General features: G+C 65.1%; 23 protein-coding genes, 2 tRNA genes and 3 pseudogenes. 19 read left to right on the forward strand and 9 right to left on the reverse strand.

Annotated features, from left to right (window positions below; translation table 11 throughout):
- Positions 1–31 precede the first annotated feature (31 nt).
- Positions 32–117 (forward strand) — tRNA-Tyr (locus tag I6F31_RS14325).
- Between the two features lie 126 nt (positions 118–243).
- On the opposite strand, the gene I6F31_RS14330 is transcribed toward I6F31_RS14325, so the two are convergent.
- The 3 genes from I6F31_RS14330 to I6F31_RS14340 all read right to left on the reverse strand — a co-directional run bounded on the left by I6F31_RS14330 (position 244) and on the right by I6F31_RS14340 (position 4,465).
- Entirely contained in the window at positions 244–1,275 is a 1,032-nt protein-coding gene (locus I6F31_RS14330) for an LLM class flavin-dependent oxidoreductase (RefSeq protein WP_036010854.1), read from the reverse strand.
- A 95-nt stretch (positions 1,276–1,370) separates the two neighbouring features.
- Complete coding sequence (locus tag I6F31_RS14335; protein ID WP_225185576.1) at positions 1,371–2,351, reverse strand: NADPH:quinone oxidoreductase family protein; 981 nt, start codon at positions 2,349–2,351, stop codon at positions 1,371–1,373.
- 56 nt (positions 2,352–2,407) lie between these two features.
- Positions 2,408–4,465 (reverse strand): ATP-dependent helicase, encoded by a 2,058-nt coding sequence (locus I6F31_RS14340; protein WP_036010858.1) that lies wholly within the window; start codon positions 4,463–4,465, stop codon positions 2,408–2,410.
- Between the two features lie 122 nt (positions 4,466–4,587).
- Between I6F31_RS14340 and I6F31_RS14345 the strand changes: the two genes are divergently transcribed.
- Positions 4,588–5,181, forward strand: a complete 594-nt coding sequence (locus I6F31_RS14345; RefSeq protein WP_036010860.1) for a TMEM175 family protein — start codon at positions 4,588–4,590, stop codon at positions 5,179–5,181.
- Here the strand turns inward: I6F31_RS14345 and I6F31_RS14350 are convergent.
- Positions 5,148–5,522: a YciI family protein gene (locus I6F31_RS14350; RefSeq protein WP_036010863.1), complete on the reverse strand. Its 375-nt coding sequence runs from the start codon at positions 5,520–5,522 to the stop codon at positions 5,148–5,150. The two genes, I6F31_RS14345 and I6F31_RS14350, sit on opposite strands and share 34 nt — an antisense overlap.
- A gap of 211 nt (positions 5,523–5,733) precedes the next feature.
- On the opposite strand from I6F31_RS14350, the gene I6F31_RS14355 reads away from it, so the two are divergent.
- A complete protein-coding gene (locus I6F31_RS14355) occupies positions 5,734–5,919 on the forward strand; it encodes a hypothetical protein (protein WP_036010865.1) in 186 nt (61 codons plus the stop codon).
- 27 nt (positions 5,920–5,946) lie between these two features.
- A pseudogene (locus tag I6F31_RS14360) lies at positions 5,947–6,207 on the forward strand (hypothetical protein).
- Between the two features lie 11 nt (positions 6,208–6,218).
- Here the strand turns inward: I6F31_RS14360 and I6F31_RS14365 are convergent.
- Positions 6,219–6,347: pseudogene (locus I6F31_RS14365) on the reverse strand (ABC transporter substrate-binding protein); the annotation flags it as partial.
- Positions 6,348–6,800: 453 nt separating this feature from the next.
- Here I6F31_RS14365 and I6F31_RS14370 point away from each other — a divergent pair.
- The 3 genes and pseudogenes from I6F31_RS14370 to I6F31_RS14380 all read left to right on the forward strand — a co-directional run.
- Positions 6,801–8,546 (forward strand): annotated as a pseudogene (locus I6F31_RS14370) (ATP-binding protein); the annotation flags it as partial.
- A gap of 329 nt (positions 8,547–8,875) precedes the next feature.
- Positions 8,876–8,949, forward strand: a tRNA-Gly gene (locus tag I6F31_RS14375).
- A gap of 55 nt (positions 8,950–9,004) precedes the next feature.
- Complete coding sequence (locus I6F31_RS14380; protein WP_157784055.1) at positions 9,005–9,166, forward strand: hypothetical protein; 162 nt, start codon at positions 9,005–9,007, stop codon at positions 9,164–9,166.
- A gap of 135 nt (positions 9,167–9,301) precedes the next feature.
- Here I6F31_RS14380 and I6F31_RS14385 read toward each other — a convergent pair whose 3' ends face one another.
- Positions 9,302–10,165, reverse strand: coding sequence for a formate/nitrite transporter family protein (locus I6F31_RS14385; RefSeq protein WP_036010870.1), 864 nt, complete (start codon positions 10,163–10,165; stop codon positions 9,302–9,304).
- Positions 10,166–10,329: 164 nt separating this feature from the next.
- Between I6F31_RS14385 and I6F31_RS14390 the strand changes: the two genes are divergently transcribed.
- The 8 genes from I6F31_RS14390 (at position 10,330) to I6F31_RS14425 (ending at position 16,988) form a co-directional block, all read left to right on the forward strand.
- Positions 10,330–10,782 (forward strand): DUF2231 domain-containing protein, encoded by a 453-nt coding sequence (locus I6F31_RS14390; protein WP_036010873.1) that lies wholly within the window; start codon positions 10,330–10,332, stop codon positions 10,780–10,782.
- The gene (locus I6F31_RS14395) at positions 10,779–12,113 is read left to right on the forward strand and encodes a sorbosone dehydrogenase family protein (protein WP_225185577.1); all 1,335 of its coding nucleotides are present in this window, start codon (positions 10,779–10,781) and stop codon (positions 12,111–12,113) included. Before I6F31_RS14390 ends, I6F31_RS14395 begins: the two co-directional genes overlap by 4 nt.
- A gap of 61 nt (positions 12,114–12,174) precedes the next feature.
- Positions 12,175–12,390 (forward strand): hypothetical protein, encoded by a 216-nt coding sequence (locus I6F31_RS14400; protein ID WP_036010879.1) that lies wholly within the window; start codon positions 12,175–12,177, stop codon positions 12,388–12,390.
- A gap of 13 nt (positions 12,391–12,403) precedes the next feature.
- A complete protein-coding gene (locus I6F31_RS14405; protein WP_167361681.1) occupies positions 12,404–12,574 on the forward strand; it encodes a hypothetical protein in 171 nt (56 codons plus the stop codon).
- Between the two features lie 287 nt (positions 12,575–12,861).
- Positions 12,862–13,689, forward strand: coding sequence for a 3-keto-5-aminohexanoate cleavage protein (locus tag I6F31_RS14410; protein ID WP_225185578.1), 828 nt, complete (start codon positions 12,862–12,864; stop codon positions 13,687–13,689).
- Positions 13,690–13,820: 131 nt separating this feature from the next.
- The gene (locus tag I6F31_RS14415) at positions 13,821–15,023 is read left to right on the forward strand and encodes an MFS transporter (RefSeq protein ID WP_225157132.1); all 1,203 of its coding nucleotides are present in this window, start codon (positions 13,821–13,823) and stop codon (positions 15,021–15,023) included.
- A 180-nt stretch (positions 15,024–15,203) separates the two neighbouring features.
- A complete protein-coding gene (locus I6F31_RS14420; protein ID WP_225185579.1) occupies positions 15,204–16,433 on the forward strand; it encodes a CaiB/BaiF CoA-transferase family protein in 1,230 nt (409 codons plus the stop codon).
- 339 nt (positions 16,434–16,772) lie between these two features.
- Positions 16,773–16,988: a hypothetical protein gene (locus I6F31_RS14425; protein WP_036010888.1), complete on the forward strand. Its 216-nt coding sequence runs from the start codon at positions 16,773–16,775 to the stop codon at positions 16,986–16,988.
- Between the two features lie 302 nt (positions 16,989–17,290).
- Here I6F31_RS14425 and I6F31_RS14430 read toward each other — a convergent pair whose 3' ends face one another.
- Positions 17,291–17,953, reverse strand: a complete 663-nt coding sequence (locus tag I6F31_RS14430; protein ID WP_036027671.1) for a TetR/AcrR family transcriptional regulator — start codon at positions 17,951–17,953, stop codon at positions 17,291–17,293.
- A 208-nt stretch (positions 17,954–18,161) separates the two neighbouring features.
- Between I6F31_RS14430 and I6F31_RS14435 the strand changes: the two genes are divergently transcribed.
- The 3 genes from I6F31_RS14435 (at position 18,162) to I6F31_RS14445 (ending at position 21,463) form a co-directional block, all read left to right on the forward strand.
- Positions 18,162–19,397: an acyl-CoA dehydrogenase family protein gene (locus I6F31_RS14435; protein ID WP_036027669.1), complete on the forward strand. Its 1,236-nt coding sequence runs from the start codon at positions 18,162–18,164 to the stop codon at positions 19,395–19,397.
- Between the two features lie 131 nt (positions 19,398–19,528).
- Positions 19,529–20,587 (forward strand): phosphotransferase family protein, encoded by a 1,059-nt coding sequence (locus tag I6F31_RS14440; RefSeq protein WP_225185580.1) that lies wholly within the window; start codon positions 19,529–19,531, stop codon positions 20,585–20,587.
- 249 nt (positions 20,588–20,836) lie between these two features.
- On the forward strand, positions 20,837–21,463 hold the full coding sequence (locus I6F31_RS14445) for a LysE family translocator (protein WP_225185581.1): 627 nt from the start codon (positions 20,837–20,839) through the stop codon (positions 21,461–21,463).
- 151 nt (positions 21,464–21,614) lie between these two features.
- Here the strand turns inward: I6F31_RS14445 and argE are convergent, their stop codons facing one another.
- Together argE and I6F31_RS14455 are read right to left on the reverse strand one after the other, a co-directional pair.
- On the reverse strand, positions 21,615–22,787 hold the full coding sequence (gene argE, locus I6F31_RS14450) for an acetylornithine deacetylase (protein WP_225185582.1): 1,173 nt from the start codon (positions 22,785–22,787) through the stop codon (positions 21,615–21,617).
- Positions 22,788–23,173: 386 nt separating this feature from the next.
- A complete protein-coding gene (locus I6F31_RS14455) occupies positions 23,174–23,959 on the reverse strand; it encodes an SDR family oxidoreductase (protein ID WP_109143341.1) in 786 nt (261 codons plus the stop codon).
- A gap of 133 nt (positions 23,960–24,092) precedes the next feature.
- Between I6F31_RS14455 and I6F31_RS14460 the strand changes: the two genes are divergently transcribed.
- The gene (locus I6F31_RS14460) at positions 24,093–24,791 is read left to right on the forward strand and encodes a histidine phosphatase family protein (RefSeq protein ID WP_057029612.1); all 699 of its coding nucleotides are present in this window, start codon (positions 24,093–24,095) and stop codon (positions 24,789–24,791) included.
- The last annotated feature ends 30 nt before the right edge of the window (positions 24,792–24,821 follow it).

Genomic DNA, 24,821 nt, shown 5'->3' on the forward strand with positions numbered 1-24,821 from the left:
AAGGTCCGGCCCGATTGTGCTGCCGTCGAGCGGGGGAGTGTCCCGAGTGGCAAAGGGAGCTGACTGTAAATCAGCCGCCTCATGGCTTCGCAGGTTCGAGTCCTGCCTCCCCCACCAGCCTTCGCTCGCTTCGAGAGCTACGGCTAGGCAAGCCAGCATAAGTGCTCGTGGCGCGAAGTGAGCGAAGGCTGTCGCGCCGTAGCCCGCAGGGCGTAGGCGGACTGGGACTGTTTCTCAAGCCCGCTACCCCATCATCTCCCGCACCATCGGCACCACCTTCCGCCCGTAGAGCTCGATGCTCCGCATCAGCTTCTCGTGCGGCAATGGCCCCGCCGAATACTTCAACTGAAACCGCGAAAGCCCCAGCGCCTTCGCGGTCTTCGCGATCTTGCGCGCCACCGTTTCCGGCGCGCCGACATAGAGCGAGCCGTGCTCGGCCTCATGGACGAACTCGTCGCGTCCCATCGGGGGCCAGCCGCGCTCCTTGCCGATGCGGTCGCGCATCGCCTTGTAGTCGGGCCAGAGCTCCTCGCGCGCCTGCGCGTCGGTCTCGGCGACGTAGCCCGGCGAATGCACGCCGATCGGCTGGGCCGGGCGACCGAACTCCCTGAAGGCCCGATGATAGAGCTCGACATAGGGCGCAAAGCGCGCTGGATCGCCGCCGATGATCGCCAGCATCAAGGGCAGATCGTAATGCGCGGCGCGCACCACCGATTGCGGACTGCCGCCGACGCCGATCCAGGTTTTCAGCTTGCCGTTCTCGACCGGCGGATAGACCAGCTGATCTTTCAGCGGCGGACGCAGCTTGCCTTGCCAGGTGACCGGCTGCTGCGACAAGAGCGCAGCGAACAGATCGAGCTTCTCCTCGAACAGCTCTTCATATTTGCGCAGGTCGAAGCCGAACAGCGGGAAGGATTCGGTGAACGAGCCGCGGCCGAGGATAACCTCGGCGCGTCCGTTCGAGACCGCATCCAGCGTGGCAAAGCGCTGGAACACGCGGATGGGATCGTCCGAGGACAGCACCGTCACGGCCGAGCCAAGATGGATGCGCCGGGTGCGCGATGCGATCGCAGCGAGCACGGTTTCAGGCGAGGAGATCGCGAAATCGGCGCGGTGATGCTCGCCGAGACCGATGAAATCGAGACCGAGCTCGTCCGACAGCACCGCTTCGTCGACGACGTTGCGGATCACCTGCGCATGCGGAATCATGTCGCCGGACGCATCTCTTGTGACGTCGCCAAAGGTATCCAATCCGAATTCGAGCGGTGGGGTCATCGATCAAGTCTCTGTGGGAGGATCGGCCACATCTAAGGGACCGCAGCCCGGTCACAAGCGCACGTGCGGAAATGCTCGGTTTCCGTTTGTGGATCTTATCGCCCGATGCGCACCACCATCTTGCCGAGCGCAGCGCGCGTCTGCATCGTCTTGAATGCCGCGCGGAAATCCTCGAAGGCGAAGACTTGGCCGACCACGGGCTTCAACTGGTCATCGGCAAGCCAGTCCGTCAATTGTGACATCAGGCGCTTCTGCACATCGGGCTCGCGCGTTGGAATCTGCGCAAGATCGACACCGAGTAAGGCGCCGCCTTTCAGAAGCGGCAGATTGAACGGCAGCGCGGGAATGGCGCCGGCGGCAAAGCCGACCACGAGATGGCGTCCGCGCCAGGCGATGGATCGAAATGCCTGCACCGAGATTTCGCCGCCAACGGGATCGAAGATCACGTCCGCGCCACGTCCTGCCGTCAACTCCGTGAGCGTGTCGCGCCAGCCCGCCTGCATATAGTCGATCACCGCATCGGCGCCATGCGCCTGCGCAAACTCGCGCTTCTCTGGTGTTGATGCAGCCGCGATGACGCGAGCGCCGAGCAGCTTTCCAATCTGGACGGCCGCAATCCCAGTGCCGCCGGCGGCACCCAGCACGAGAAGCTGCTCGCCTGCGGCCAGCGAAGCGCGCGCGCCCAGCGCATATAGGGCCGTCAGGTAATTGGCGCGAAACGAGGCGGCGACCTCGGCTGCGACGCCATCCGGCAGGGGATGGACCGCTTCAGGCCTAACGACGATCTCTTCGGCCAGTGCGCCCGATCGCGTCATGCCCATCACGCGCATGCCGGGTTGGTAACCCCCCGGTGCGCCGGGCGCGTCCGTCACCACCCCCGCGAACTCCGTCCCGGGAATGAAGGGCAGGGGGTCCTTGGTCTGGTAGCGTCCCTCGATCTTCAGCCCGTCGACGAAGCCAATCCCGGCAGCTTCCACCCGGATGCGCAGCTGTTCCGCCTCCATGGACGGCGGCGGTACGTCCTTCAGCTCGATCTGATCGATGGGGGCGTATTGCTCGACGACAACGGCTTTCATGTCGGACCTCTGTTGTTCCAGTTATCCTGACAGGTCTCGACACTAGCCTCTTGTGTCTACCGCCACATCCCCCGCATCCGCGCCCCGATGTCGATCTTCGGCCCCTGCGCCGCGGTGCGCGCGGCACCGCTTGCTGCCTTCGGCCAGGCGGTGCGCTCGAACAGGTAGACCAATTGCTCCGGGATGAACCGGGTGCGCGAGGCGTAGACGTGGCGGTCGCCCCTGGCGGCCTGACCGTGCACGAAGAAGCGCTGCGGCACGACGAGATGCAGATCGTCCTTGGCGCGCGTCATCGCGACATAGAGCAGGCGGCGCTCCTCCTCGATCTCGGCGCTGGTGCCGGCGCCGAGATCGGACGGCATGCAGCCGTTGACGACGTTGAGCACGAACACCGATTTCCACTCCTGGCCCTTGGCGGAGTGGATGGTGGAGAGGATCAGGTAATCCTCGTCGCGCAGGGGTGGCCCTGATTTGTCGCTGGTCGCATCCGGCGGATCGAGCGTGAGCTCGGTCAGGAATTTCTCGCGAGAGGCATAGCCGCTCGCGATCTGCTCGAGCTGCATCAGATCGGCGCGGCGCGTCTCGGCATCCTCGTGCATGCGATCGAGATGCGGCTCGTACCAGAGCCGCACCCGTTCGAGATCGACGGGCCATTCCGAATAGCGCAGGTTTTCGACCGTGCGGACGAAACAGGTCCAGTCCTCGCCGGTGCGCGCCGGCCCCGGCAGCCGGCCGAGCGCGGCAAGCGGGTCGGTGCTCTCCGCCATCTGGTCCAGCACGCGCTGTGCGGTCGCAGGCCCGATACCCGGCAGCAGGTGCAGGATGCGAAAGCCGGCGACGCGGTCGCGCGGATTCTCGGCGAAGCGCAACACGGCCAGCACGTCCTTGACATGCGCGGCATCCAGGAATTTCAGGCCGCCGAACTTGACGAAGGGGATGTTGCGGCGGGTCAGCTCGATCTCCAGCGGACCCGAATGCGAGGAGGTGCGGAACAGCACCGCCTGGTGCTTGAGCAGCGCGCCTTGCTCGCGGTTCGCCAGCACCGCCTCGACGATGTAGCGCGCCTGGTCGGCCTCGTCGTGCACGGTGACGAGCTGCGGCTTCTGACCTGAGGTGCGGTCGGTCCAGAGGTTCTTGGTGAAGCGCTCGCGGGCGAGGCCGATCACGCCGTTCGCCGCCGACAGCACCGCCTGCGTCGAGCGGTAATTGCGGTCGAGCGTGATCATCTCCGCGCGCGGCGAGAAGCTCTGCGGAAAGTCCAGGATGTTGCGCACGGTGGCGGCGCGAAACGAATAGATCGACTGCGCGTCGTCGCCGACCACGGTGAGGCCGCGGCCGTCGGGCTTGAGCGCCAAGAGGATCGAGGATTGCAGACGGTTGGTGTCCTGATATTCGTCGACCAGCACGTGGTCGAAGCGGCCGCCGATCTCCTGAGCGATCAGCGCATCGCCCATCATCTGCGACCAATACAGCAGCAGATCGTCGTAATCGAGCACGTGCTGGGCCTGCTTGGCCTCGACATAGGCGGCGAACAGACCCTTCAGCTCGGCGGCCCAGCCCGCGCACCAGGGAAAATGCTGGGCGAGCACCTTCTCGATCTCCATCTCGGCATTGACGCAGCGGGAATAGATCGACAGGCAGGTGCCCTTGGCCGGAAAGCGGCTCTCGGTCTTCGACAGGCCGCGCTCGTGCCGGACCAGGTTCATCAGGTCGGCAGAATCCTCGCGGTCATGGATGGTGAAGGCGGGATCGACGCCGATCCGCTCGGCATATTCGCGCAGGAGCCGCGCGCCGATGCCGTGGAAGGTGCCGGCCCAGGTCAGCGCATCGCGCATGATTGCGGCGTTGTTCTCGCCCAGCACCTTGCGCGCGATGCGCTCGACCCTTCCGGCCATTTCCGCCGCGGCGCGGCGGGAGAACGTCATCAGCAGGATGCGGCGGGGATCGGCGCCTGCGACGATCAGATGCGCGACGCGGTGGGCGAGCGTGTTGGTCTTGCCGGAGCCGGCACCGGCGATGACGAGCAGGGGGCCGCCCACGGTTGCGCCGTCGGCCACGCCATGCTCGACGGCGCGGCGCTGCTCCGCATTGAGCGTATCCAGATATGTCGCCACGAATCGCCCCGGTGAAAGGATGAGACTCGGCGATCCCGGCGCGAATCGCAATGCGGCTGGACGGAACTGGAATTAGGATTTAGGGGGATGACGGCCCTTTGGTTCCAGCACCCCATGGCGAGATGACCGAGCTCAAGCCCGAACAATTCGAGATGCGGCGGCTGGAGTCGCTCAGCAACACCATTTTCGGCGTCGCCATGACGCTGCTGGCCTACGACCTGCCGAAGGCGGCAGTGTTCAGTGGCGCACCCGACTGGAACGATCTCGCGCGGGTGTATTCCGGCAAGCTTGCCGGCTTCGCGCTCAGCTTCATCATCGCCGGGGTGTTCTGGATCAGCCATCACCGCCGGCTGGCACGTCAGCCCGTCGGCAGCCGCGGCATGGTGGTCCTCAACCTTTTCTTCCTGCTCTCGATCGTGCTGCTGCCGGTCACCAATGGGCTCTACACCAACTACGCCATGAGCAGCGCGGTGGCGGTGCTCTACGGCCTGCACCTGACCACGATCGGCGGCCTCAATGCCTTGCTGTGGTGGACCATCCTGCGCGGCTGGGGCCGCGAGATCATGGCTTCGCTGTTTCCGGTCGCCGTGTTCATCCCGGGCACCATCGTTGCGGCGTTTGCGCCGCATATCGCGCCCTACATCTGGTGTTTTGCCTTTGGCGGCCTACTGATCCAGCGCTTCTATGTCGCGCCGAACCCATCGGCCGGCACGTAAAGCTTGACCGGGCGGATCTCGTACACCGCCGTCGGATTGACCGCGCGCAGCTTCCGCGCCGCTTCGATCGCCTCCTCCTCGGTGGCGCATTGCATCAAGTGGAAGCCGAGAAGCTGCTCCTTGGTCTCGGCAAACGGCCCGTCCAGCACCATTCCCGCGCCGGGGCCGCGCAAGGTCCGGGCCTTGCGGGTCTCATCCAGCCGGGCCGCCGGACCAAACTGCCCGCTGGCCCGCAGCGGCGCCTGAACCTCGATGACCTTGGCGACGACCGCGGCGTCCTGCTCCGCCGTCCAGGACAGGACCTCGTCTTCCACGTGATAGGCCAGGATGGCGTACAGCATCGTCACCTCGTTCTTTTCTGCTTTTGTTTCTGCGCAAGTCCTGAGGACGTGGCACGGCGGCCCGTGCCGACACTTCCGAAGCAAAATATTGCGTGGCCCGCAAGCGGCGAAACCGTCCTGAAACCCGATTGCGTCCTCGCCCATGTGAACGCCGCCGGAACTGGTCGCGACTGATGGACCATAAACAACAAGTTCTTTGCTGGAGGCGGCAATGTCGGGTCATACCATCAAGATCATCTGCGACGCGCGGCGGGCAGGGCAGTCGGAGCCGGCCGATCTGCACGACCAGGCCGGCCATCACCGCTATTACGGCAGCTCGGCTGAGAACGGCGGTGAGCGGATCGTCGAGAGCCGGCGCGGCAAACTGCGGCGCGCGTTCAACTTCTTCGGCTTCTGAAGCCTTGCGGCGAGGCGGGCGTTCGAAATGGACGTTCCGCAGATATCGATCGCGGCGATGCCGTTCCTGCTCGCGCTGATGATCCGGACCTCCAAGGCCATCGTCCCGTGCCTTCTGACCAGAGGTTATGTTTGAGCATGATCTTTTCGGAAAACCGCTACACACTTTCCGGATCATGCTCTGGTCACGGTGCTGCTCGGCGAGGAGCCGCACCGCGCGGTCGTGGCCTGGTGCGTCGGCATGCTGATCGCCGCCGTCGCGCTGCGCGAGCGGCTTCGCGCTGGCTGACGCAGCATTCGTCATTGCCCGCTCAAGACCTGCTTGACCAGCGCCTCGCGCAGCGAGGCCAGCTCGCCGCTCGCCTGCATCTGGGCGATGACCTTGCCGACCTCAGGCACCAGATCGCGATGACGTTCATGCAGGTAGTGGTTGCAGGCGATGCGCGCCAGCCGGATCGTGTCCTGCGCCAACGCAGGGTCAGTGGCGAGCAGCGACAGGCAGGCGACGGCTAGCCGCCAAAGTTGGCGCCTGCACACCCGGTCGCAACGATCATTGCGCGCTCGTCCCGCGAGCCATACCGGACTTTCACCGATGACATTTTAGCACGAGCAGTGATAATTTGCCCAGCAGTGCCGCTGCGGGGGCGGAAGACGTGACTTGCCGACTTCGAGCTCGCGGGCCGACGGGACGTCGCTTGCATCGGGTGACGAGACGGGCGCGTCTCAGCCCATGGATTGCTCGAGACTGCAACCGCTCGACCGCAGCAGCGAGCCGCCATTTCGGGAACATGGTGCATGGCCAACGCAGCTGACGAGGACGCCAAGCGCAGCCACGCCATCGCGCCGACGGCGGCGAAGCCTGGTCTGACCGACATCGAGACGCTTGCGGCCATCGCCGAGTACGTCAGCAAATACAGCCTGACCCGGCCCCCACCGCCGTTACGCCTGGAGCGCCGGCCGCCCTCCGATGCCGACGAGCTGGACAAGGTGATCGAGGCTTTCAACGCGATGTGCGCGAACCTCCAGCAGGCCTATGGCGAGCTGCGCGAGGCCAATGCCAATCTCGAGCGCGATTTAACCATCCGCCGGCGCGCCGAAGCGGAGGCGCGGGCGAGCGAAGAGCGTTTCCGCGACTATGCCGAGACCGCGTCCGACTGGTTCTGGGAAACCGGGCCGGACCACTGCTTCACCTACCTCTCTGACCGGGTGATTGCCTTCGGCATGGATCCCAAAGTGCGGATCGGCACGCGTCGCATCGATACTGCGCTCGATCGGGATACCGAGTCTGAAAAATGGCGCGCGCATCTGGCGACGCTGGACCGTCACGAGCCGTTCCGCAAATTCGAGTATCGCGGACGCGACACGCGCGGGCGGATGCATCATTTCAGCGTCAACGGCAAGCCGGTTTTCGACGACGATGGACGCTTCCTCGGCTACCGCGGCTCCGCGACCGACCTCACCGCGCAGCACGAGATCGAGGAGCGGCTGCGTCAGTCCCAGAAGATGGACGCGATCGGCCAGCTCACCGGCGGCGTGGCGCACGATTTCAACAACGTGCTCACGGTTATCACCGGCACGATCGAGATCATCCAGGAGGGGCTTGCGGACAAGCCCGAGCTGGCCGCGATCGCGCAATTGATCGATGATGCGGCCGCGCGCGGAGCGGAGATCACCTCGCAACTCCTGACCTTCGCGCGCCGCCAGCCGCTGGAGCCGCGCGAGATCGACGTCAACGCGCTCGTGGTCGAGACCGCGAAGCTGCTGAGGCCGATGCTCGGCGAGCAAATCGAGATCGAGACGCGGCTCGCCGACGAGGCCTGGTCCGCGATGGTGGATCCGTCGCAGCTGTCCTCCGCGATCGTCAACCTCGCCGTCAATGCGCGCGACGCGATGCCGGGCGGCGGCAAGCTCACCCTCGAAACCGCGAACCGCGAGCTCGACGGCACGGGGACCGCTGGTGAGGGCGTGCGCGGCGCCTTCGTGATGGTTGCAGTCGGCGACACCGGTCACGGCATTCCGGCCGATATCCGCGAGCGTGTTTTCGAGCCGTTCTTCACCACCAAGGGGGTCGGCCGCGGCACCGGTCTGGGGCTGAGCATGGTCTACGGCTTTGCCCGCCAGAGCGGCGGCACTGTTGCGATCGAAAGCGAGGAGGGGCGCGGCACCGTGATGCGGCTGTTCCTGCCGCGGGCAAAGGGCGAGGCGGTGGCCAGGACGGCGCCGGTTCAAGCGCCCGCCACGGCGCGCGGGCGGGAGACGATACTCGTGGTGGAGGACGATCCGCTGGTCCAGGGCTATGTCATCGCGCAACTCGGCGGCCTCGGCTACCGCACGCTCGCTGCGAGCGACGGCGCGTCCGCGCTGGCGCTGGTCGACCAAGGTGCCCGATTCGATCTGCTGTTCACGGACATCATCATGCCCGGCGGCATGAACGGGCATGAATTGGCCGAAGCCGTCAGGCTCCGCCGGCCGGGCGTGAGGGTGCTCTACACCTCCGGCTATACCGACAACACCATCGTCCACGACGGACATCTCGATCCCGGCGTGGCGCTGCTGTTCAAGCCATACCGCAAGGCGGAGCTGTCGCAGAAGATTCGCGAGGTGCTTGCCGGCGAGCCGCCCGCCTGAGCCGCGGCGACAGACGAAAAAGGCGCGGCGGGGAAGCCCCGTCGCGCCCGATTTCTTGCTCGCTGGTCCAGGGCTGAGAGCGCCCCGATGCCAAGCCCTACTCGAAGCTTAGCGGGCGATCCCAGCGAGGTGACAGCGCTTGAGATAAGACACTGGATCACCTCCTTTCGTTGGTTTCGGAAGTCTTCAATATAGGCGGCGATCCCGCCGCTGTTAAGGGGCGGCGGGTCCGCAGGAACCCGGGTGGTTCGCAAGGCCGCCGAAGACGCCGGAAAGCGACCTCCTGGGCAGTTGAGACCGCAGCCCGGCCGTGTTAGGGAGCCCCCAACGCGGGTGTAGCTCAATGGTAGAGCAGCAGCCTTCCAAGCTGAATACGAGGGTTCGATTCCCTTCACCCGCTCCAGAACCTGTTGGACGCGATATCCCAGCAGGGCGTTTCCTCGATAGCCGCCCGTGGCTTGACGGCCGATCAGCTATTCCTCGTCCCGTCGCTCGCGTTCCTTCCGTGCGCGATCGAGCGCGCCGCCTTGAGGCTGTCCGCTGACCTTCACGCCGGGGAGATGATCGACCTTGTCGGCCTCGTCGCCGCGCTGAAGTTCGCGATCAATGATGTCGCGTGATCCTTCGGCCGGTTCCTGTCGAATGGGCTCTTGCTCTCGATGCTCATGAATGATCCTGCTTGACCGCGTTGATTGCTAGGGCAAACCCAGCTCTGCGCTATCGTTCCTGTCCAAAGCAGCCGCTTCGTGCAGGCTCTATCCCCTGTGGTTATCGATTTCGGCGGCGACCTGTCCGTAGTTCAGCAGCGCAACCAGGGTCGTTCCGCCGATAATATTGCCGAGTAGCGTGGGTATGAAGAAGTCGGAGGCATATTGGCTGAACGAGGCCAGGCCGCTCTGCACCAGAAAGGCGCACTCGATCGAACCCGCGACGATGTGCAAGAACTGGCCGAGTGCGACCACATAGGTCATCACTACGATGATGTGTGCGCGCGAGCCTTTGGCAGCCGGAAGAAGCCAGGCCATCGAGGCGATCAGCCAGCCGGCGAAGATGGCCCTGACGAAGGTGCTCGAGAACGTCCCCTCGATCGTCGGCCGGCTGAGATCGATGAAGGCGTCCACGATGCGAGGTTCGAAGATGCTGGTGCGAGCGAGCACGGAGGCGGCTGCCCAGGTCCCTGCGATATTCGAGGCGAGAACCAGGATCCAGAGCTTGAGCACGCTCGCCAAGGTGCCGAGATCCCTGTTGTGCAACAGCGGCAGGATCGGTGTCAGCGTGTTCTCGGTAAAGAGCTGTTGTCGTCCCAGCACGACGACCAGGAAGCCGACGGTGTAGCCGAGCGGAGCAACCAGGCGGCGGGTCGCCTCATCCGAGATCAGCGCATGCAACTCGCCCTGAACGATTAGCGACAGGCTTATCGAAAGGCCGGCAGCAAAACCGGACAGCACGATGGCCCACCATCGCCGCTCCAGCTCCTGCTCGCCTTCGGCGCGGATCGTCTCATGGATCAGCGCGGCGCTTGGCCTGCTCTGGGATTCGATCTGCCTGGTCTGGCGCCGCGACACGCCGTCGAGCTTGGATGCTGGGTTGAATGAGGCGCCGTCGCCAGACTGATCCACGCTGCGGTCTCCGAAAGGCTGATCCAGTCAAGACTTCCGGATGTCCCATTCAGTTCCCCTTGCGCGGTGCAGCCTCGCTCCAGGCGCGGTGCAGCACGCGGAGGAACCTTCGTCATGAGCAGGAGTTCGCCGTGGGGGCAAGGGTGAAAGTCACGAGGCCAACCGTGCAAGACGACGTGCGCGTGCGTTCCACCGCGCAGATCGCGGGTCATCCGATTCATCCGATGCTGGTGCCGATCCCGATTACGTGTTTCGTCGGGGCGCTGCTGACCGACATCGCCTATGTCGCCAGTGCCGAGATCATGTGGGCGAATTTTTCGGCCTGGCTGCTGCTCGCCGGAATCGTCTTCGGCGTGCTGGCGGCGATCGCGGGCCTGATCGACTTCCTCGGCAATCGGCTGGTGCGGGCGCAGGCGCCGGCCTGGCCGCATCTGATCGGCAATGCCGTGGTGCTGATCCTTTCGATCGTCAATCTGATGATCCACATGCGCGATGGCTGGACTTCCGTGTGGCCGAGCGGGCTCGCCTTGTCCGCGCTCACAGTGCTGATCCTGCCGATCACGGGGTGGCTCGGCTGGGCTCTCGTCTATCGCCACGGCGTGGGAGTTGCACGATGACGTCTGCGATGATCCGCGCGCTGTTGTGCGCGTCGCTGCTGGGGCTGGCCGGCTGCAATGACGGCAGCGGCGATCCCAACGCGCAGGTCGGCGCCAATCCGGCACTTCCCGAAATCCAGCAATATCTGCTGCCGCCGGTCCACATTGCCCGCATCGTCGGCTGGAAGAAGGACGAGACGCCGACGGTCGCGCAGGGCCTGCAGGCCAAGGCCTTCGCCACCGGCCTGCAGCACCCGCGCTCGCTCTACGTTCTCCCCAATGGCGACGTGCTGGTGGTGGAATCCAAGGCGCCGAAAGGCGCTCCGATCAAGCGGCCCAAGGAACTCGTGATGGGCGTCATCCAGTCCTGGGCGACCTCCGGCGGCGACAGCGGCGCGAGCAACCGCATCACGCTGCTGCGCGACAGCAACGGGGATGGCGTGCCGGAGACGCAAAGCGTCTTCCTCGACCATCTCAACTCGCCGTTCGGCGTCGCGCTGGTCGGCAACGATCTCTATGTCGCCAACACCGACGCCATCCTCAGATATCCCTACACCGAAGGGGACACGAAGATCACCGCGCCGGGCACGGTGCTGACGCCACTGCCGGGCGGTCCGATCAACCATCACTGGACCAAGAGCCTGGTCGCCAGCCCCGACGGCTCGAAGCTCTATGCCGGCGTCGGCTCCAACAGCAACGCCGCCGAGAGGGGCATGGAGGCCGAGCACAATCGCGCCGCCATCCTCGAGGTCGATCGCGCCAGCGGCCGCTGGCGCGTGTTCGCAAGCGGCCTGCGTAATCCCAACGGCCTCAGCTTCGAGCCGCAGACCGGTGCACTCTGGGCGGTGGTCAACGAGCGCGACGAGCTCGGTCCCGATCTCGTGCCCGATTACATGACCTCGGTGAAGGACGGCGGCTTCTACGGCTGGCCCTACAGCTATTTCGGCCAGCACGTCGATCCCCGCGTCAAGCCGGAGCGGCCGGATCTCGTCGCCAGGGCGATCGTGCCTGACTACGCGCTGAGCTCGCATGTCGCCCCGCTCGGGCTCGCCTTCAACACCGGCACCAGCCTGCCAGCCGCCTATCGCAGCGGCGCCTTCGTTGGCGAGCACGGCAGTTGGAATAGGCAGGTGCTGAGCGGCTACAAGGTCGTGTTCGTGCCGTTCACGGACGGCAAGCCGAGCGGCCCGCCGCAGGACGTCGTCACCGGGTTCCTCAACAGCGACAATAAGGCGCGCGGCCGCCCCGTTGGTGTTGCCATCGACAAGACCGGCGCGCTTCTGGTTGCGGACGACAGCGGCAATACGGTCTGGCGAGTGAGCGCGACCGATCCGCAGCTGACGCAACGTTAAGCGCGCAGGCGCGTTGTCGTGCAGACCTTTTCTCTGAAATCTAGAGCCAGGAGTTTGGACAATGGGCCTTGCGCAATATGCCATCGTGCCGGTGCGGGACGAATGGGGCGTGCTGCACGACGGCGACGTCAAGAACACCTACGCCACCAAGGAAGCCGCGTTCGAGTCCGCAGTCGCCGCCGCATCCCTCGCGCTGCGTGAGGGACATGAAGTTCAGGTCAGCGTGCCCGGCCGCGAGGCGGGAGGCAACGCGCTCGGCGTCCGGGACAACGCTTGAGAAGGAAGACGCGATGACCAAGCCCCGTGAGCCCAACGGCGTCGAGCCATCCCGCTCCGAGGACGACATCCAGCGCGACCAGCTCGGCCCGCGCGGCGTGCCGGGCGCGCCCGATCCGGCCAAGATGACGCCGCAGCGCGAGAAGAAGACGCCGAAGCACGTGGATCCCGGCCACACCGCGTGAGGGGGCTCCGCTGCGGCCAACCGACCAGACGATCAATCGCCCGCGGCGGGCGGCACTCCTCCGTCATTTCCGTAGCGGCCTTTGAATCGAGGTAGTCGCCTCGAGGTCATCGCGCGCGCCGCCGCCAGCCGCACGGCCACAGCAGGCCGGGCGACCGCACTTCCGACCTGATTCGGACGAAAAGGCCCTGTCGCTGCGATCGACGAATGTTGCCGCGACAGGGTTTCACTTGTAGCAAGACTGGCCGAACGTTATGCGCGCGAGCGCAAAGATCATGAGGTCGCTGGATGAACCCCGCTGTCATTGCCGTCGCCATCACCGGCTCCGTTCCGCGCAAGAAGGACAATCCGGCGGTGCCGATCCTGCCCTCGGAGCAGATCGAATCGACGCACCAGGCCTTCGAGGCGGGCGCCACGCTTGCGCATATCCACGTCCGCAACGACGACGAGACGCCGTCCTCCGATCCCGAGCGTTTTGCCCAGGTGCAGGAGGGGATCAAAAAGCATTGTCCTGATATGATCGTCCAGTTCTCGACCGGCGGGCGTGGCCGTGATCCCTCGGCGCGCGGATCGGCGCTCTACCTCAAGCCCGACATGGCCTCGCTCTCCACGGGATCGGTGAACTTTCCGACCATCGTCTACGAGAACAGCGCCGCGCTGGTCGAGACGCTCGCCACTAGCATGAAGACGAACGGCATCCGGCCGGAAATCGAGATCTTCGATCTGTCGCATCTGCATGGCGCCCGCCGCCTGATCGATGCGGGCCTCATCGACGCGCGTCCGCACGTGCAGTTCGTCATGGGCGTCAAGAACGCGATGCCGGCGGACGAGCATGTGCTCGACATTCTCCTGGGCGAGCTCAGGCGGCTGATCCCGAAGGCAACCTGGACCGCAGCCGGAATCGGCCGCCATCAGGCCGAGGTCATGGGGTGGGCGCTCGCCCGAGGGGCGGACGCGGTCCGCACCGGGCTCGAGGACAATATCCGCATCGACAAGACGCGCCTCGCTGCCAGCAACGCCGAGCTCGTGACCTTGGCCTGCGAGGCGGTCGCGCGCCAGGGCCGGCGCGTTGCGACCGCGACTGAAGCGCGATCGCTGCTCGGCATCGCAGGGTAAGCGGCTTCCTCGTCCTGACATGCTCCCGGCTGCCGCCTGCCATTCGGCGGCCGGCGTTCCCGTGCGCCGTTTCTCCGAGTAGACAGATGCTACAGGCGTACTCGGCGCCTGCCGGGCGGGCGACGTTTGGAATGCAGTTCTTGAAATCCGACCGCAGGCTGATCGGCGTGCTGCTGGTGCTTGCCATCACGCAGTTGGTCGGATGGGGCACGATCGGGCTTCCCGCCGTCGTCGGGCGCGAACTCGCCGCCGATCTCGGCATGAGCCTGCCGGCGGTGTTCGCCGGCACGTCCGTTCTCTACGTCTCGATGGGGTTGTGCGGCCCGTTGCTCGCCAAGTCGTTTGCGCGGCATGGCGCGCGGACGGTGATGATGGTCGGCACGATCGTGACGGCGCCTGGCTTCGTGCTGCTGTCGCTGGCGCAAGAGCCGGTATTGTACTTCGCCGCCTGGATCGTCCTCGGCATCGCCGGCAGCGCCACGCTGTCGACCGGCGCCTATATCATGCTGAACGAGATTGCGGGGCGGCAGGCCAAGAACGCGATCGGTGCGCTGATGCTGGTGACGGGCCTGTCCAGCAGCATCTTCTGGCCGACGACCTCGTTCCTGAGCGGTCACCTCGGCTGGCGGGGGACGTGTCTGGTCTATGCGGCGATGATGCTCCTCGTCAGCCTTCCGCTCTATGCGTTCTGCGCGCCGCGCCGACAGATCGCAAGGGACGAAGGCGCCGCGCCGGCCACGCGGTCGCCGCCGCCCGCGATTGCGCGGAGCACGTTCGGTCTCGTCGTCGCCGCGATCACGCTGAACGCCTTCGTCAATTTCGGCGTCAGTGCGATCCTGATCGAGCTGTTGCGGGCAGAGGGGCTGGCGCCGGCTCAGGCGCTTTTGTTCGGCTCCATGCTGGGCGTGATCCAGGTCAGCGCTCGCGGACTGGATTTCCTCGGCGGCGGACGATGGGACGGCATCACGACGGGGCTCGTCGCCGGCAGCGCCTTGCCGGTGGCCATGCTGCTGCTGATGACGGGCGAGGGTGCCACCTGGGCGGTGGCGGTCTTCATCCTGCTCTATGGCGCCGGCAGCGGCGCGATGGCGGTGGCGCGGGCGACCATCCCGCTGGTGTTCTACGACCAGGCCGAGTTCGCCAAAGCGATGTCGATGATCGCGCTGCCGCTCAACTTGGCCTCCGCGATATCGCCGCCGCTCCTCGTCGGCCTGCTCACGGCGTTCGGCAGCCGCGGCGCGCTCGGCCTCACGCTGGTGTTCTCCTGCGCGACGGTGCTGATCCTCGTTCTGCTCGCTCGGCGCCGGCCGCGGCTGCCGGTTGTTGTGACCTGAGCCGATCACGCAATCTTCGCCGCGCGGAAAGTTGCTGACGGCGACGACCTCCGGTCCGGCCGGAGATAGCCGTATGCCGCCAGTGCAGTGCTCAGGGCGCGAAAATGGTGGTATCGGCAGGGAGCGCGGCCTCGCGATCCCGCCGCCGCGCCAAGATCCAGTTCTCCGGAGGAAATCGACATGTCTGCCCTGCCGCTCTCAGGCATCAAGATCCTTGACCTCACCCGCGTGCTGGCCGGGCCGCTGTCGGCCCAGATGCTGGGCGATCTCGGCGCCGAGGTGATCAAGATCGAGCGGCCCGGCACCGGTGACGACGCGCGCGCCTTCGGCCCGCCTTACCTGACCGACCCCGAGGGCAAGGCCAACAACAACAATTCGTTCTACCTCTGCGCCAATCGCAACAAGAAGTCGGTCACCGTCAACATCGCCAAGCCCGAAGGGCAGGCGATCGTCCGCGAGCTCGCCAAGGATGCCGACGTCTTCATGGAGAATTACAAGGTCGGCGACCTCAAGCGTTACGGCCTCGACTACGAGACCATCAAGGCGATCAATCCCGGCATCATCTATTGCTCGGTGACCGGCTTCGGCCAGACCGGCCCCTATGCGCCGCGCGCCGGCTACGACGCCATCCTGCAGGCGATGGGCGGCCTGATGAGCGTCACCGGCCATATCGACGGCGAGCCGGGCGAGGGCCCGATGAAGGTCGGCCCGTCGATCGTCGACTACATGACCGGCATGAACGCCTCGATCGGCATTCTCTCGGCGCTCTACCATCGCGACGCCAGGGGCGGGCAGGGACAGCACATCGACGTCTGCCTATTCGATACGGTGATCGCATCGCTGTCGCACTGGCTGCAAATCTATCTCGTCAACGGCAAGATCCCGCCGCGCCGCGGCACCTGGGGCAATGGCGGCATGCCGGCCGGCGTGTTCCGCTGCACCGACGGCGAGCTGATGGTCGTGGTCGGCAATGACGGCCAGTTTCAGCGCACCTGCGCCGTGCTCGGCGCGCCCGAGCTCGCAAGCGATCCGCGCTTCGTCAAGAACAACGACCGCGTCGTGCACGGCAAGGAGATCATGGCGATCTTCGCCGGCCTGTTCCTGAAGCAAAAGGTAGCCTACTGGCTGGAGAAGCTGGAGGAGGCGGGGGTGCCCTCAGGGCCGATCAACAATTTCGAGCAGGTGTTCTCCGACCCGCACGTCCAGTCGCGCGGCATGCGCGTGAAGGTCAACCATCCCTTCGAGCCCGATCTGTCGCTGGTCCGCAACGCGCTGACGCTCTCGGAGACACCGATCAAGGACTACCGCGCCCCGCCGCTGCTCGGGGAGCACACCCAGGAGGTGCTCGGCGGCAAGCTCGGCTATGATGCCGGCAAGATCGAGCAGCTGAAGCAGCAGGGCATCATCTAGATTCGACGAAGCGGCGCCGGCTTTCCCTCTCCCCTTGTGGGAGAGGGTGGCTCGCCGCAAAGCGGCGAGACGGGTGAGGGGTTCTCTCCGCGTGCAAAGCTGCAGTCGAGTTCGTCGAGAGAACCCCTCATCCGGCGCTTCGCGCCACCTTCTCCCACAAGGGGAGAAGGGAAGAGGGCCGCGCTTGCGGAAACGGCGAGAAAAATCGGGGCGCCATGCCGGGGCTTGCGTGAAGCTTGCCCGCAATCCCCAAGTAATCCCGGTCCGTAGTCGCACAGGCTTCCGCTTTGCCTCCGACTCTGATTCGATCTCTCCACTTGAGTTCGGGGAGGGAAGTGAATGTCCTACACGATCGGGTTCCAGGCCAAGGACCAGAAAGCCATTCTGGCGACCGAGGCGGCCACCGCCAATCAGGCCGTCGCCATCATTGCCGCGCTGCGGCAGAGCGCCGACGAGATCAAGTTCATCCGCTCGCCGCAGGAAGGCGAAATGGGCATCGAGATGCTGCTGCTGCTCGCCAAGGAAGAGGCCGAGGAGATGCCGCAGCGGGCGTAGTCCCGCCCACCAATCATTCTTCGACCAGATCGACTGCATCGCCTGTTGTGAGGTGAATGGCGCTGACTTCACCTCTCCCCGCTTGCGGGGAGAGGTCGGATCGCCTCGGCGATGCGAAAGCATCGTCCGGTGCGATCCGGGTGAGGGGGTACAGGTCTCCCGAAGACCGCACGTGTGGAGAGAGGCCCCTCACCCCAACCCCTCTCAGCGCGAGCAAAGCTCGTCGCGGCCCCGTAAGAACGGGGCGAGGGAGCGCACCGCGAATGCAGCTTCCAGCTCCGTACCGTCAACGCCCATCCGCGCTAACGCGCCGCCACCTTTGAAGAGACCTTCGGCTCCATCCGTCCCGCCGTCAGCGCCATCGTCGCCACGCTGACGACGCGCGTGACCACATCCTCGACGTCGTCGAGGTCGCATTTGCCCTCCGAAAGCTTGGTCAGCCGCTCGCTCTCACGGATGGTGTGATGCGCCATGGCGAGCGCGAAGTTGAGGCCCCAATAGATATCGACGTCACTGCGGTCGGGCAGGGACCGCCGCATCGCGCCGACGAATTTGCGCAAATGGTCGATCTCGCGGTTTTTGATGCGCCGGATCGGCGGCACGGATTCGATCGAGGCGCGGATCATGAAGCGCGCCGCGGTCGAGCGTTGGTTCTCCGGCCCCAGGCAGCCGCGCAAGGTCGGCCCGACCAACGCGCGCAGGATGACCTCGATCGGCGCGCGGCCGCCGCCTTGCTCCTCCGCCGCCTTCAACTCGTGCAGGCGCTCGCGGTTGGTGGCGATCGAGCGTGTGACGAATAGTTCCGCGATCAGCTCGTCCTTTGAGCCGAAATGATAGTTCACCGCGGCGAGGTTGACGCCCGCCTCCGCGACGATGTCGCGCAGCGTCACGTCGCCGAAGCCGCGATCGGCATAGAGCCGCTCGGCGGCGGCGAGAATGGCAGACCTCGTATGATCGCTGGCCATGGATGCCCTCGGGGAGGGGAGTTGCAATTCAAACAGTTGTATGAAACTATCGTTTGAAGGTCGGGAAAAGTCAATCCGCAATCGGGACTCGTTCGCAACTGCAGCCGGGTTTCGACAGGTCCGCAAGGACGCGCATTCGCGCTTGCGGGCCGCGCAAAGCGGGAGGACAGTCCGGCGCAAAAGGACCAGTGAGAGAGAGGAGCGTCGCATGGACTTCGATATGTCGCCCAAGCAAAAGGAATGGCTCGACCGCGTGCGGTCCTTCATGGCCAAGCACGTGCGCCCGGCGGTGCCGATCTACGATCAGCAGGACAAGAGCGGCGACCGCTGGAAGGTGATCCCTGTTCTCGAGGACCTCAAGAAGAAGGCGAAGGCCGAAGGCCTCTGGAACATGTTCATGCCGCCGTCCGAGCATGAGGACGATGAATTCCGCGGCGCGGGACTGACCAATCTCGAATACGCGCTTTTGTCGGAAGAAATGGGCCGCATCACCTGGGCCTCGGAAGTGTTCAATTGTTCCGCGCCCGACACCGGCAACATGGAAGTGTTCATCCGCTACGGCACCAAGGAGCAGAAGCGGAAATGGCTGCGGCCGCTGATGGACGGTGAGATCCGCTCCGCCTTCCTGATGACGGAGCCGGCGGTGGCCTCGTCCGACGCCACCAACATCGAGACCCGCATCGAGCGCGACGGCGACCATTACGTCATCAACGGCCGCAAATGGTGGTCGTCCGGCGTCGGCGATCCCCGCTGCAAGATCGCGATCCTGATGGGCAAGACCGATTTCAAGGCCGCCAAGCACCAGCAGCAGTCGCAGATCCTGGTTCCGCTCGACACGCCCGGGATCAAGGTCGAGAAGATGCTGCCTGTGTTCGGCTTCGACGACGCCCCGCACGGCCATGCCCAGGTGCTGCTCGAGAACGTGCGCGTGCCGAAGGAGAACATCCTGCTCGGCGAAGGCCGCGGCTTCGAGATCGCGCAGGGCCGCCTCGGCCCGGGCCGTATCCATCACTGCATGCGAACCATCGGCAAGGCCGAGGAGGCGCTGGAGAAAATGGTGAAGCGGCTCGCCTCGCGCACCGCGTTCGGCAAGAAAATCGTCGAGCACAGCGTGTGGGAGCAGCGCATCGGCGAGGCCCGCACCAACATCGAGATGACGCGTCTTCTGTGTCTCAAGGCGGCCGACATGATGGACAAGGTCGGCAACAAGACCGCGCAGGCCGAGATCGCCATGATCAAGGTCGCTGCGCCCAACATGGCGCTGAAGATCATCGACGAGGCGATCCAGGCGTTCGGCGGCGGCGGTGTGTCGGACGAGGCTGGCCTTGCCAAGGACTACGCCCACATCCGCACGCTGCGGCTCGCCGACGGCCCGGACGAGGTGCACAATCGCGCCATTGCCAGGCTCGAACTTCGGAAGTATGCAAACTCTCCCAATCACTAAGCGGGGGAGCCCTGCGGCGCTCCCGACTTGAAGAAACGACGGGACATGATCCAATTGCGGTAACCGCTTGACGCAAGTGCGTCAGCGGTTACCGATTAGGATCATGTTCGGACTGAAGAGGGAGCGTGACCGTGGCTGACGGCGTCAGGAAAGACGAGGAGTTTTCGGGCACCAAGCCGGTCGAGGAGCGGCATCGCTTCGACGAGATGCGGCTCGAGGCCTGGATGCGCGAGCACGTCGAAGGCTTCGAAGGCCCGCTTGTGGTGCTGCAGTTCAAGGGCGGGCAGTCCAACCCGACCTATCGCCTCAACACACCGAACCGCTCCTACGTGATGCGCCGCAAGCCGTTCGGCAAGCTGCTGCCCTCGGCGCATGCAGTCGACCGCGAGTATCGCGTCATCGCGGCGCTTGGCAAGCAGGGCTTTCCGGTCGCGCGCGCCTATGCGCTGTGCCAGGACGACGGCGTCATCGGCGCGGCCTTCTACATCATGTCGATGGAGGAGGGCCGCGTGTTCTGGGATCCGACGCTGCCGAGCCAGGACAACGATGCACGCCGAAAGATCTTCACCAGCAAGATCGAGACGCTGGCGAAACTCCACATGTTCGATCCTGTTACCATCGGGCTCGGCGATTTCGGCAAGCCCGGCAACTATTTTGCCCGCCAGATCGACCGCTGGACCAAGCAATATCGCGCCTCCGAGACCCAGCACATTCCGGAGTTCGAGAAGGTCGCCGAATGGCTGCCGAAGACGGTGCCGGAGCAGGCGCGCGTCTCCATCGTCCATGGCGACTATCGCCTCGACAACATGATTTTCCACGCGACGGAACCGCGCGTGCAGGCGGTGCTGGACTGGGAGCTGTCGACGCTCGGCGATCCCATGGCCGACTTCACCTATCTATTGATGCAATGGATCATGCCGGGCCTCGACGGTACCGACCTCAAGGCGCTCAACATCCCGAGCCTCGAAGAGGCCGCGCAGATCTATTGCAACGTCACAGAGATGACGGTGCCCGATCTCAACTGGTACTTCGCCTACAATTTGTTCCGTCTCGCCGGCATCACCCAAGGCATCGCCGGCCGCGTCCGCGACGGCACCGCCGCCAACGCCAAGGCGCTCGAATCCGCGAAGCGCACCGTGCCGCTGTCGAAGGCTTCCTGGGAATACGCGCAGAAGGCGGGGGCGGTGTAGGAAGAACAAAGGCGCGGCCGATGGCTGCGCCCTTTTTTGTTTTGGTAAGGCGCTGCTCCACACGCGCCGTCATTGCGAGCGCAGCGAAGCAATCCAGATTCTTTCCGCGGTGGCCCCCTGGATTGCTTCGCTGCGCTCGCAATGACGAGGAGGCGGAATCCAAGACTCGCAATTCACACCGCGCAAGTGCCTTTCGCAGCGACCGAGTCCTTGTATCCCTTTGCCCAATCCGCCCCGGGAGACCCGCGCATGATCGACCACACTACCCTCATCACCTACGTCCTCATCGTGCTCGGTTTCGTCTTCATCCCGGGACCAGCGACGCTGCTCACGATGGCGCGGGCGGCAAGCTCGGGAACGAAGGTCGGCATCGCCACGGGTGCGGGAATCGCCGCTGGAGACCTGGTACATACGGGGATGGCGATTGTCGGACTCTCGGCGATCATCGCCACCTCGGCGCTGCTGTTCAGCATCGTCAAATATGCCGGCGCTGGCTTCCTGATCTATCTTGGCATTCGCGCCATGCTCGACAAGGCCCCGATCGAGTTGAACGGCGCCGCGCCCGCGATCGGCGCGGGCCGTGCCTTTCGCGAGGCCGTGCTGACCGAGGTGCTCAATCCCAAGACCGCACTGTTCTTCCTGGCGTTCCTGCCGCAATTCGTGAAGCCGGAGCACGGCGCGCCCGCACTTCAGCTTGCCATTCTCGGTGTCGTCTTCGTGCTGCTCGGTCTCGTCAGCACTGTCGTGTTCGCCGTCGGCGCCGGTCGTCTCGGCAACCTACTGCGCCGCCATCCGGCGGTGGTGAAGTGGCAGGGCAAGGTAGTCGGCGCCATCTACTGCGCCGTCGGCGTGCGGCTGGCCTTGCAGGAGCGATAGGGCGCGGTGAGCCCGTAGTCGCAATGAGTGCGACGATCCGGACAGGTGGTTCCCCCGCGCTCCGTCATTGCGAGCGAAGCGAAGCAAGCCAGAAATCCTTCCGCGGTCGCAGTCTGGATTGCTTCGTCGCTTTGCTCCTCGCAATGACGAGCTACCCCTTCGCACAATGCGCGATCAGCCGCTCCACGAACCCCGCGCATTTCTCCAGCTCCGCCATCTCCACGAACTCATCCGGCGTATGCGCCTGCGCGATCGAGCCCGGGCCGATCACCACGGAGGGAATGTCGGCGATGCCGGCGAACAAGCTCGCCTCGGTGCCGAACGCGACCTTGGCGTGGTCGTTGCGTCCTGCGAGGCTCTTGGCCAGCGTGACGATGGCGGCGTCGGCGGCGGTGTCGAGCGCGGGATAGTCGAGGATCTCCTCGAAATCGATGCCGCAATCGGGATGTCTCGCCTCCATCGCCGGCTCGATCTCGGCCTTGGCCCAGGCGACGATCGCATCGGTCACCTCCTTGGACTCGGTGATCCCGATGCCGCGGCATTCGAAATCCATGGTGCAGGTATCAGGCACGATGTTCAGCGCTGCGCCGCCGTGCACGATGCTGGTGAGCAGCGTCGAATGCGGGACGTCGTAGAGGCTGTCCGTCGACCGCATGGCCGCCAGCGCCACGGCGCGGCGGCGGATCTCGACGATCAGCTCGGCGGCATATTCGATCGCATTGACGCCGTCGGGCGCGATCGAGGAATGACGCGCGAGCCCATGGAACGTGGCGCGTACACCGTGCTTGCCCTTGTGGCCGATGATGACCTGCATCTGGGTGGGCTCGCCGATGAATGCGCCGAGCGGCCGGACCCTCTTCTTCGCGACCTCGTGCAGCATCGGCCGCACGCCGACGCAGCCGATCTCCTCGTCATAGGAGATCGCCAGATGAATCGGCGTCTTGAGTCTCGCCTCCACCATCTCCGGCACCATGGCGAGGCACACCGCCACATAGCCCTTCATGTCCGTGGTGCCACGGCCGTACAGCTTGCCGTCACGCTCCACCAGCTTGAACGGATCATGGCTCCAGTCCTGGCCCACGACAGGCACCACATCGGTATGGCCCGACAGCACGAAGCCCGGCCGATCCTCCGGCCCGATCGTGACCCAGAGCGAAGCCTTTTCGCCGGTCTCGTCGACGATGCGCTCACCTTTGAGGCCGAACGCGGCGAGATAGCTCTCGATATGGGCAATCAGGGGCAGGTTAGTGCGGTCGCTGACGGTGTCGAACGAGACGAGGTCGGCGAGGAGTTTTCGGATGCGGTCGGGTCTTGAGCTTGGCATTGTCTCGGTCTTGTCAGGGAATGGAGGCTGAGTTGCCTGCAGGAACCATACCAACGTAAGCCCCGGTCGAGCAAATCAACACAGTCCCGCAGCCCGGATGCTGCCCACCACACGACCGTCATTGCGAGCGCAGCGAAGCAATCCATAGTCTTTCCGCGCAGGGATTCTGGATTGCAATGACGGGTTGAGGCAGCTGTGTACCTGAAACTCACGTCTCGTGGCCCGGACGCTGCGCAGCGTCTCCCCGGCGATGCGAAGCATCGTCCGGTTCGACGATGCGCTGCAGAGCCGGGGCCCGTGCAGCAGCGAGCGACGTAGCCTGCTGGGTCCCGGCTCTGCGCCGCACCGCTTGCGCGCTGCGTCGCGTCCGGGACACGACCTGCGAACTAAACCGGCTTGCCCGTATACGGCATCGATGCCGTCAAGCCGCCGTCGACCGGGAACGCCTGGCCGTTCACATACGAAGCCTCGTCGCTCGCCAGGAACAGTCCCATCGCCGCGAGCTCGTGCGGCTGTCCCGGCCGCTTGAGCGGGTTGAGCTGGCCGATCTTGTCTTGGGTGCCGCGCTCCTTGGCGCGGTCGAAGATCGGCTTGGTCATGCCTGTTTCGATCAGGCCGGGGCAGACCGCATTGATGCGCACGCCGGTGCCGGTGAGCGAATACGCCGTGGTCTGCACCAGGCTGATCACGCCGGCCTTGCTCGCGGCATAGGGATGCCCGCTCGCGCCGGCCTTGAGGCCGGCGACAGAGGCGGTCAGCACGATTGCGCCGGACTGCTGCTTGACCATGTGCGGCATTGCGTACTTCACCGCGAGGAACGGCCCGATCAGGTTGACGCGCAGGATTTCCTGCCAATGCTCGACGGTCTGCTCGGCGAGCGGAACGAGTCCGCCGGAGACGCCGGCATTGGCCCAGATCACGTCGAGCCGGCCGTGCGTCTTCACCGCCTTGTCGATCACAGCGATGACGTCTTGTTCGGAGCCGGCATCCGCAACCATCGCTTCCGCGACGCCGCCGGCCTTCTTGATCTCCTCGACCGTCTCCTTCACCGCCTCGGTGCGATCGACCGCGATCAACTTGCCGCCCTCCTTGGTGAACAGCAGCGCAGCCGCGCGGCCGATGCCGCTGCCGGCGCCGGTGATGATGACGGATTTGCCTTGCAGGCGACCCATGCGTTTCTCCCTTTTGCTCGTGCACGACGCTTGCCGCGCGACGGAATTTCAAACAAGATTTCAAACGGCAAAGTGTCTTGAGACGCGTTCACTACTCACGTACAGCGACAATAGACGGGATGGAAGGGTTTCGATGGCAGGTGCAGACAAGCCGAACGTGGTCATCACGCGGTGGTGGTGGGTCCGTCACGCGCCGGTGCGCAACGACGGCGGCAACATCTACGGGCAGAGCGACATCGCCTGTGACACCAGCGATACTTATGTGTTCAATGCTGTTGCCAAGGTGCTGCCACGCCAGGCGGTCTGGTATTCGAGCAATCTGATGCGCACCCATCAAACTGCCGAGGCGATCTGGGCTGCGGGTTTTCCAAGGCCGGCAGCGCTGAAATGGGAGGCGGATCTCGCCGAGCAGAACCTCGGCCGCTGGCAGGGCATGAACCGCGCCCAGTTCATTGCCAGCCGCCCCGTCGGTGCGAGCTGGTTCGCCGACATCAACGAGCCCGCGCCCGGCGGTGAAAGCTTCATGGACCTTTACAACCGCACGCGCCGCACCATCGAGCGGATCAACGCCGAGGCGGCCGGGAAGGACATCATCGCAGTCGCGCATGGCGGCACTATCAGGGCGGCAGTGGGGTTCGCGCTCGGCGGGCAGCCGGAACGCGGGCTGTCGTTCGACATCGATAATTGCTCGGTGACGCGGCTGGATTATTTTGCGAGTCCCGATCGCACGGTCTGGCGGCTGCCGATGGTCAATCAGCAGCCCTGGATCGCCGATCCCGCGCACGCGGCGATGCATCAGCCGGCGGGACCGGAAGTCAAGAAGCTGGCCTGATACTGAATACGAAAATCAAATCTGGGAGAG

It is taken from the genome of Bradyrhizobium sp. NBAIM01 (assembly GCF_020194115.1).
Taxonomy (GTDB): Bacteria; Pseudomonadota; Alphaproteobacteria; order Rhizobiales; family Xanthobacteraceae; genus Bradyrhizobium; species Bradyrhizobium yuanmingense.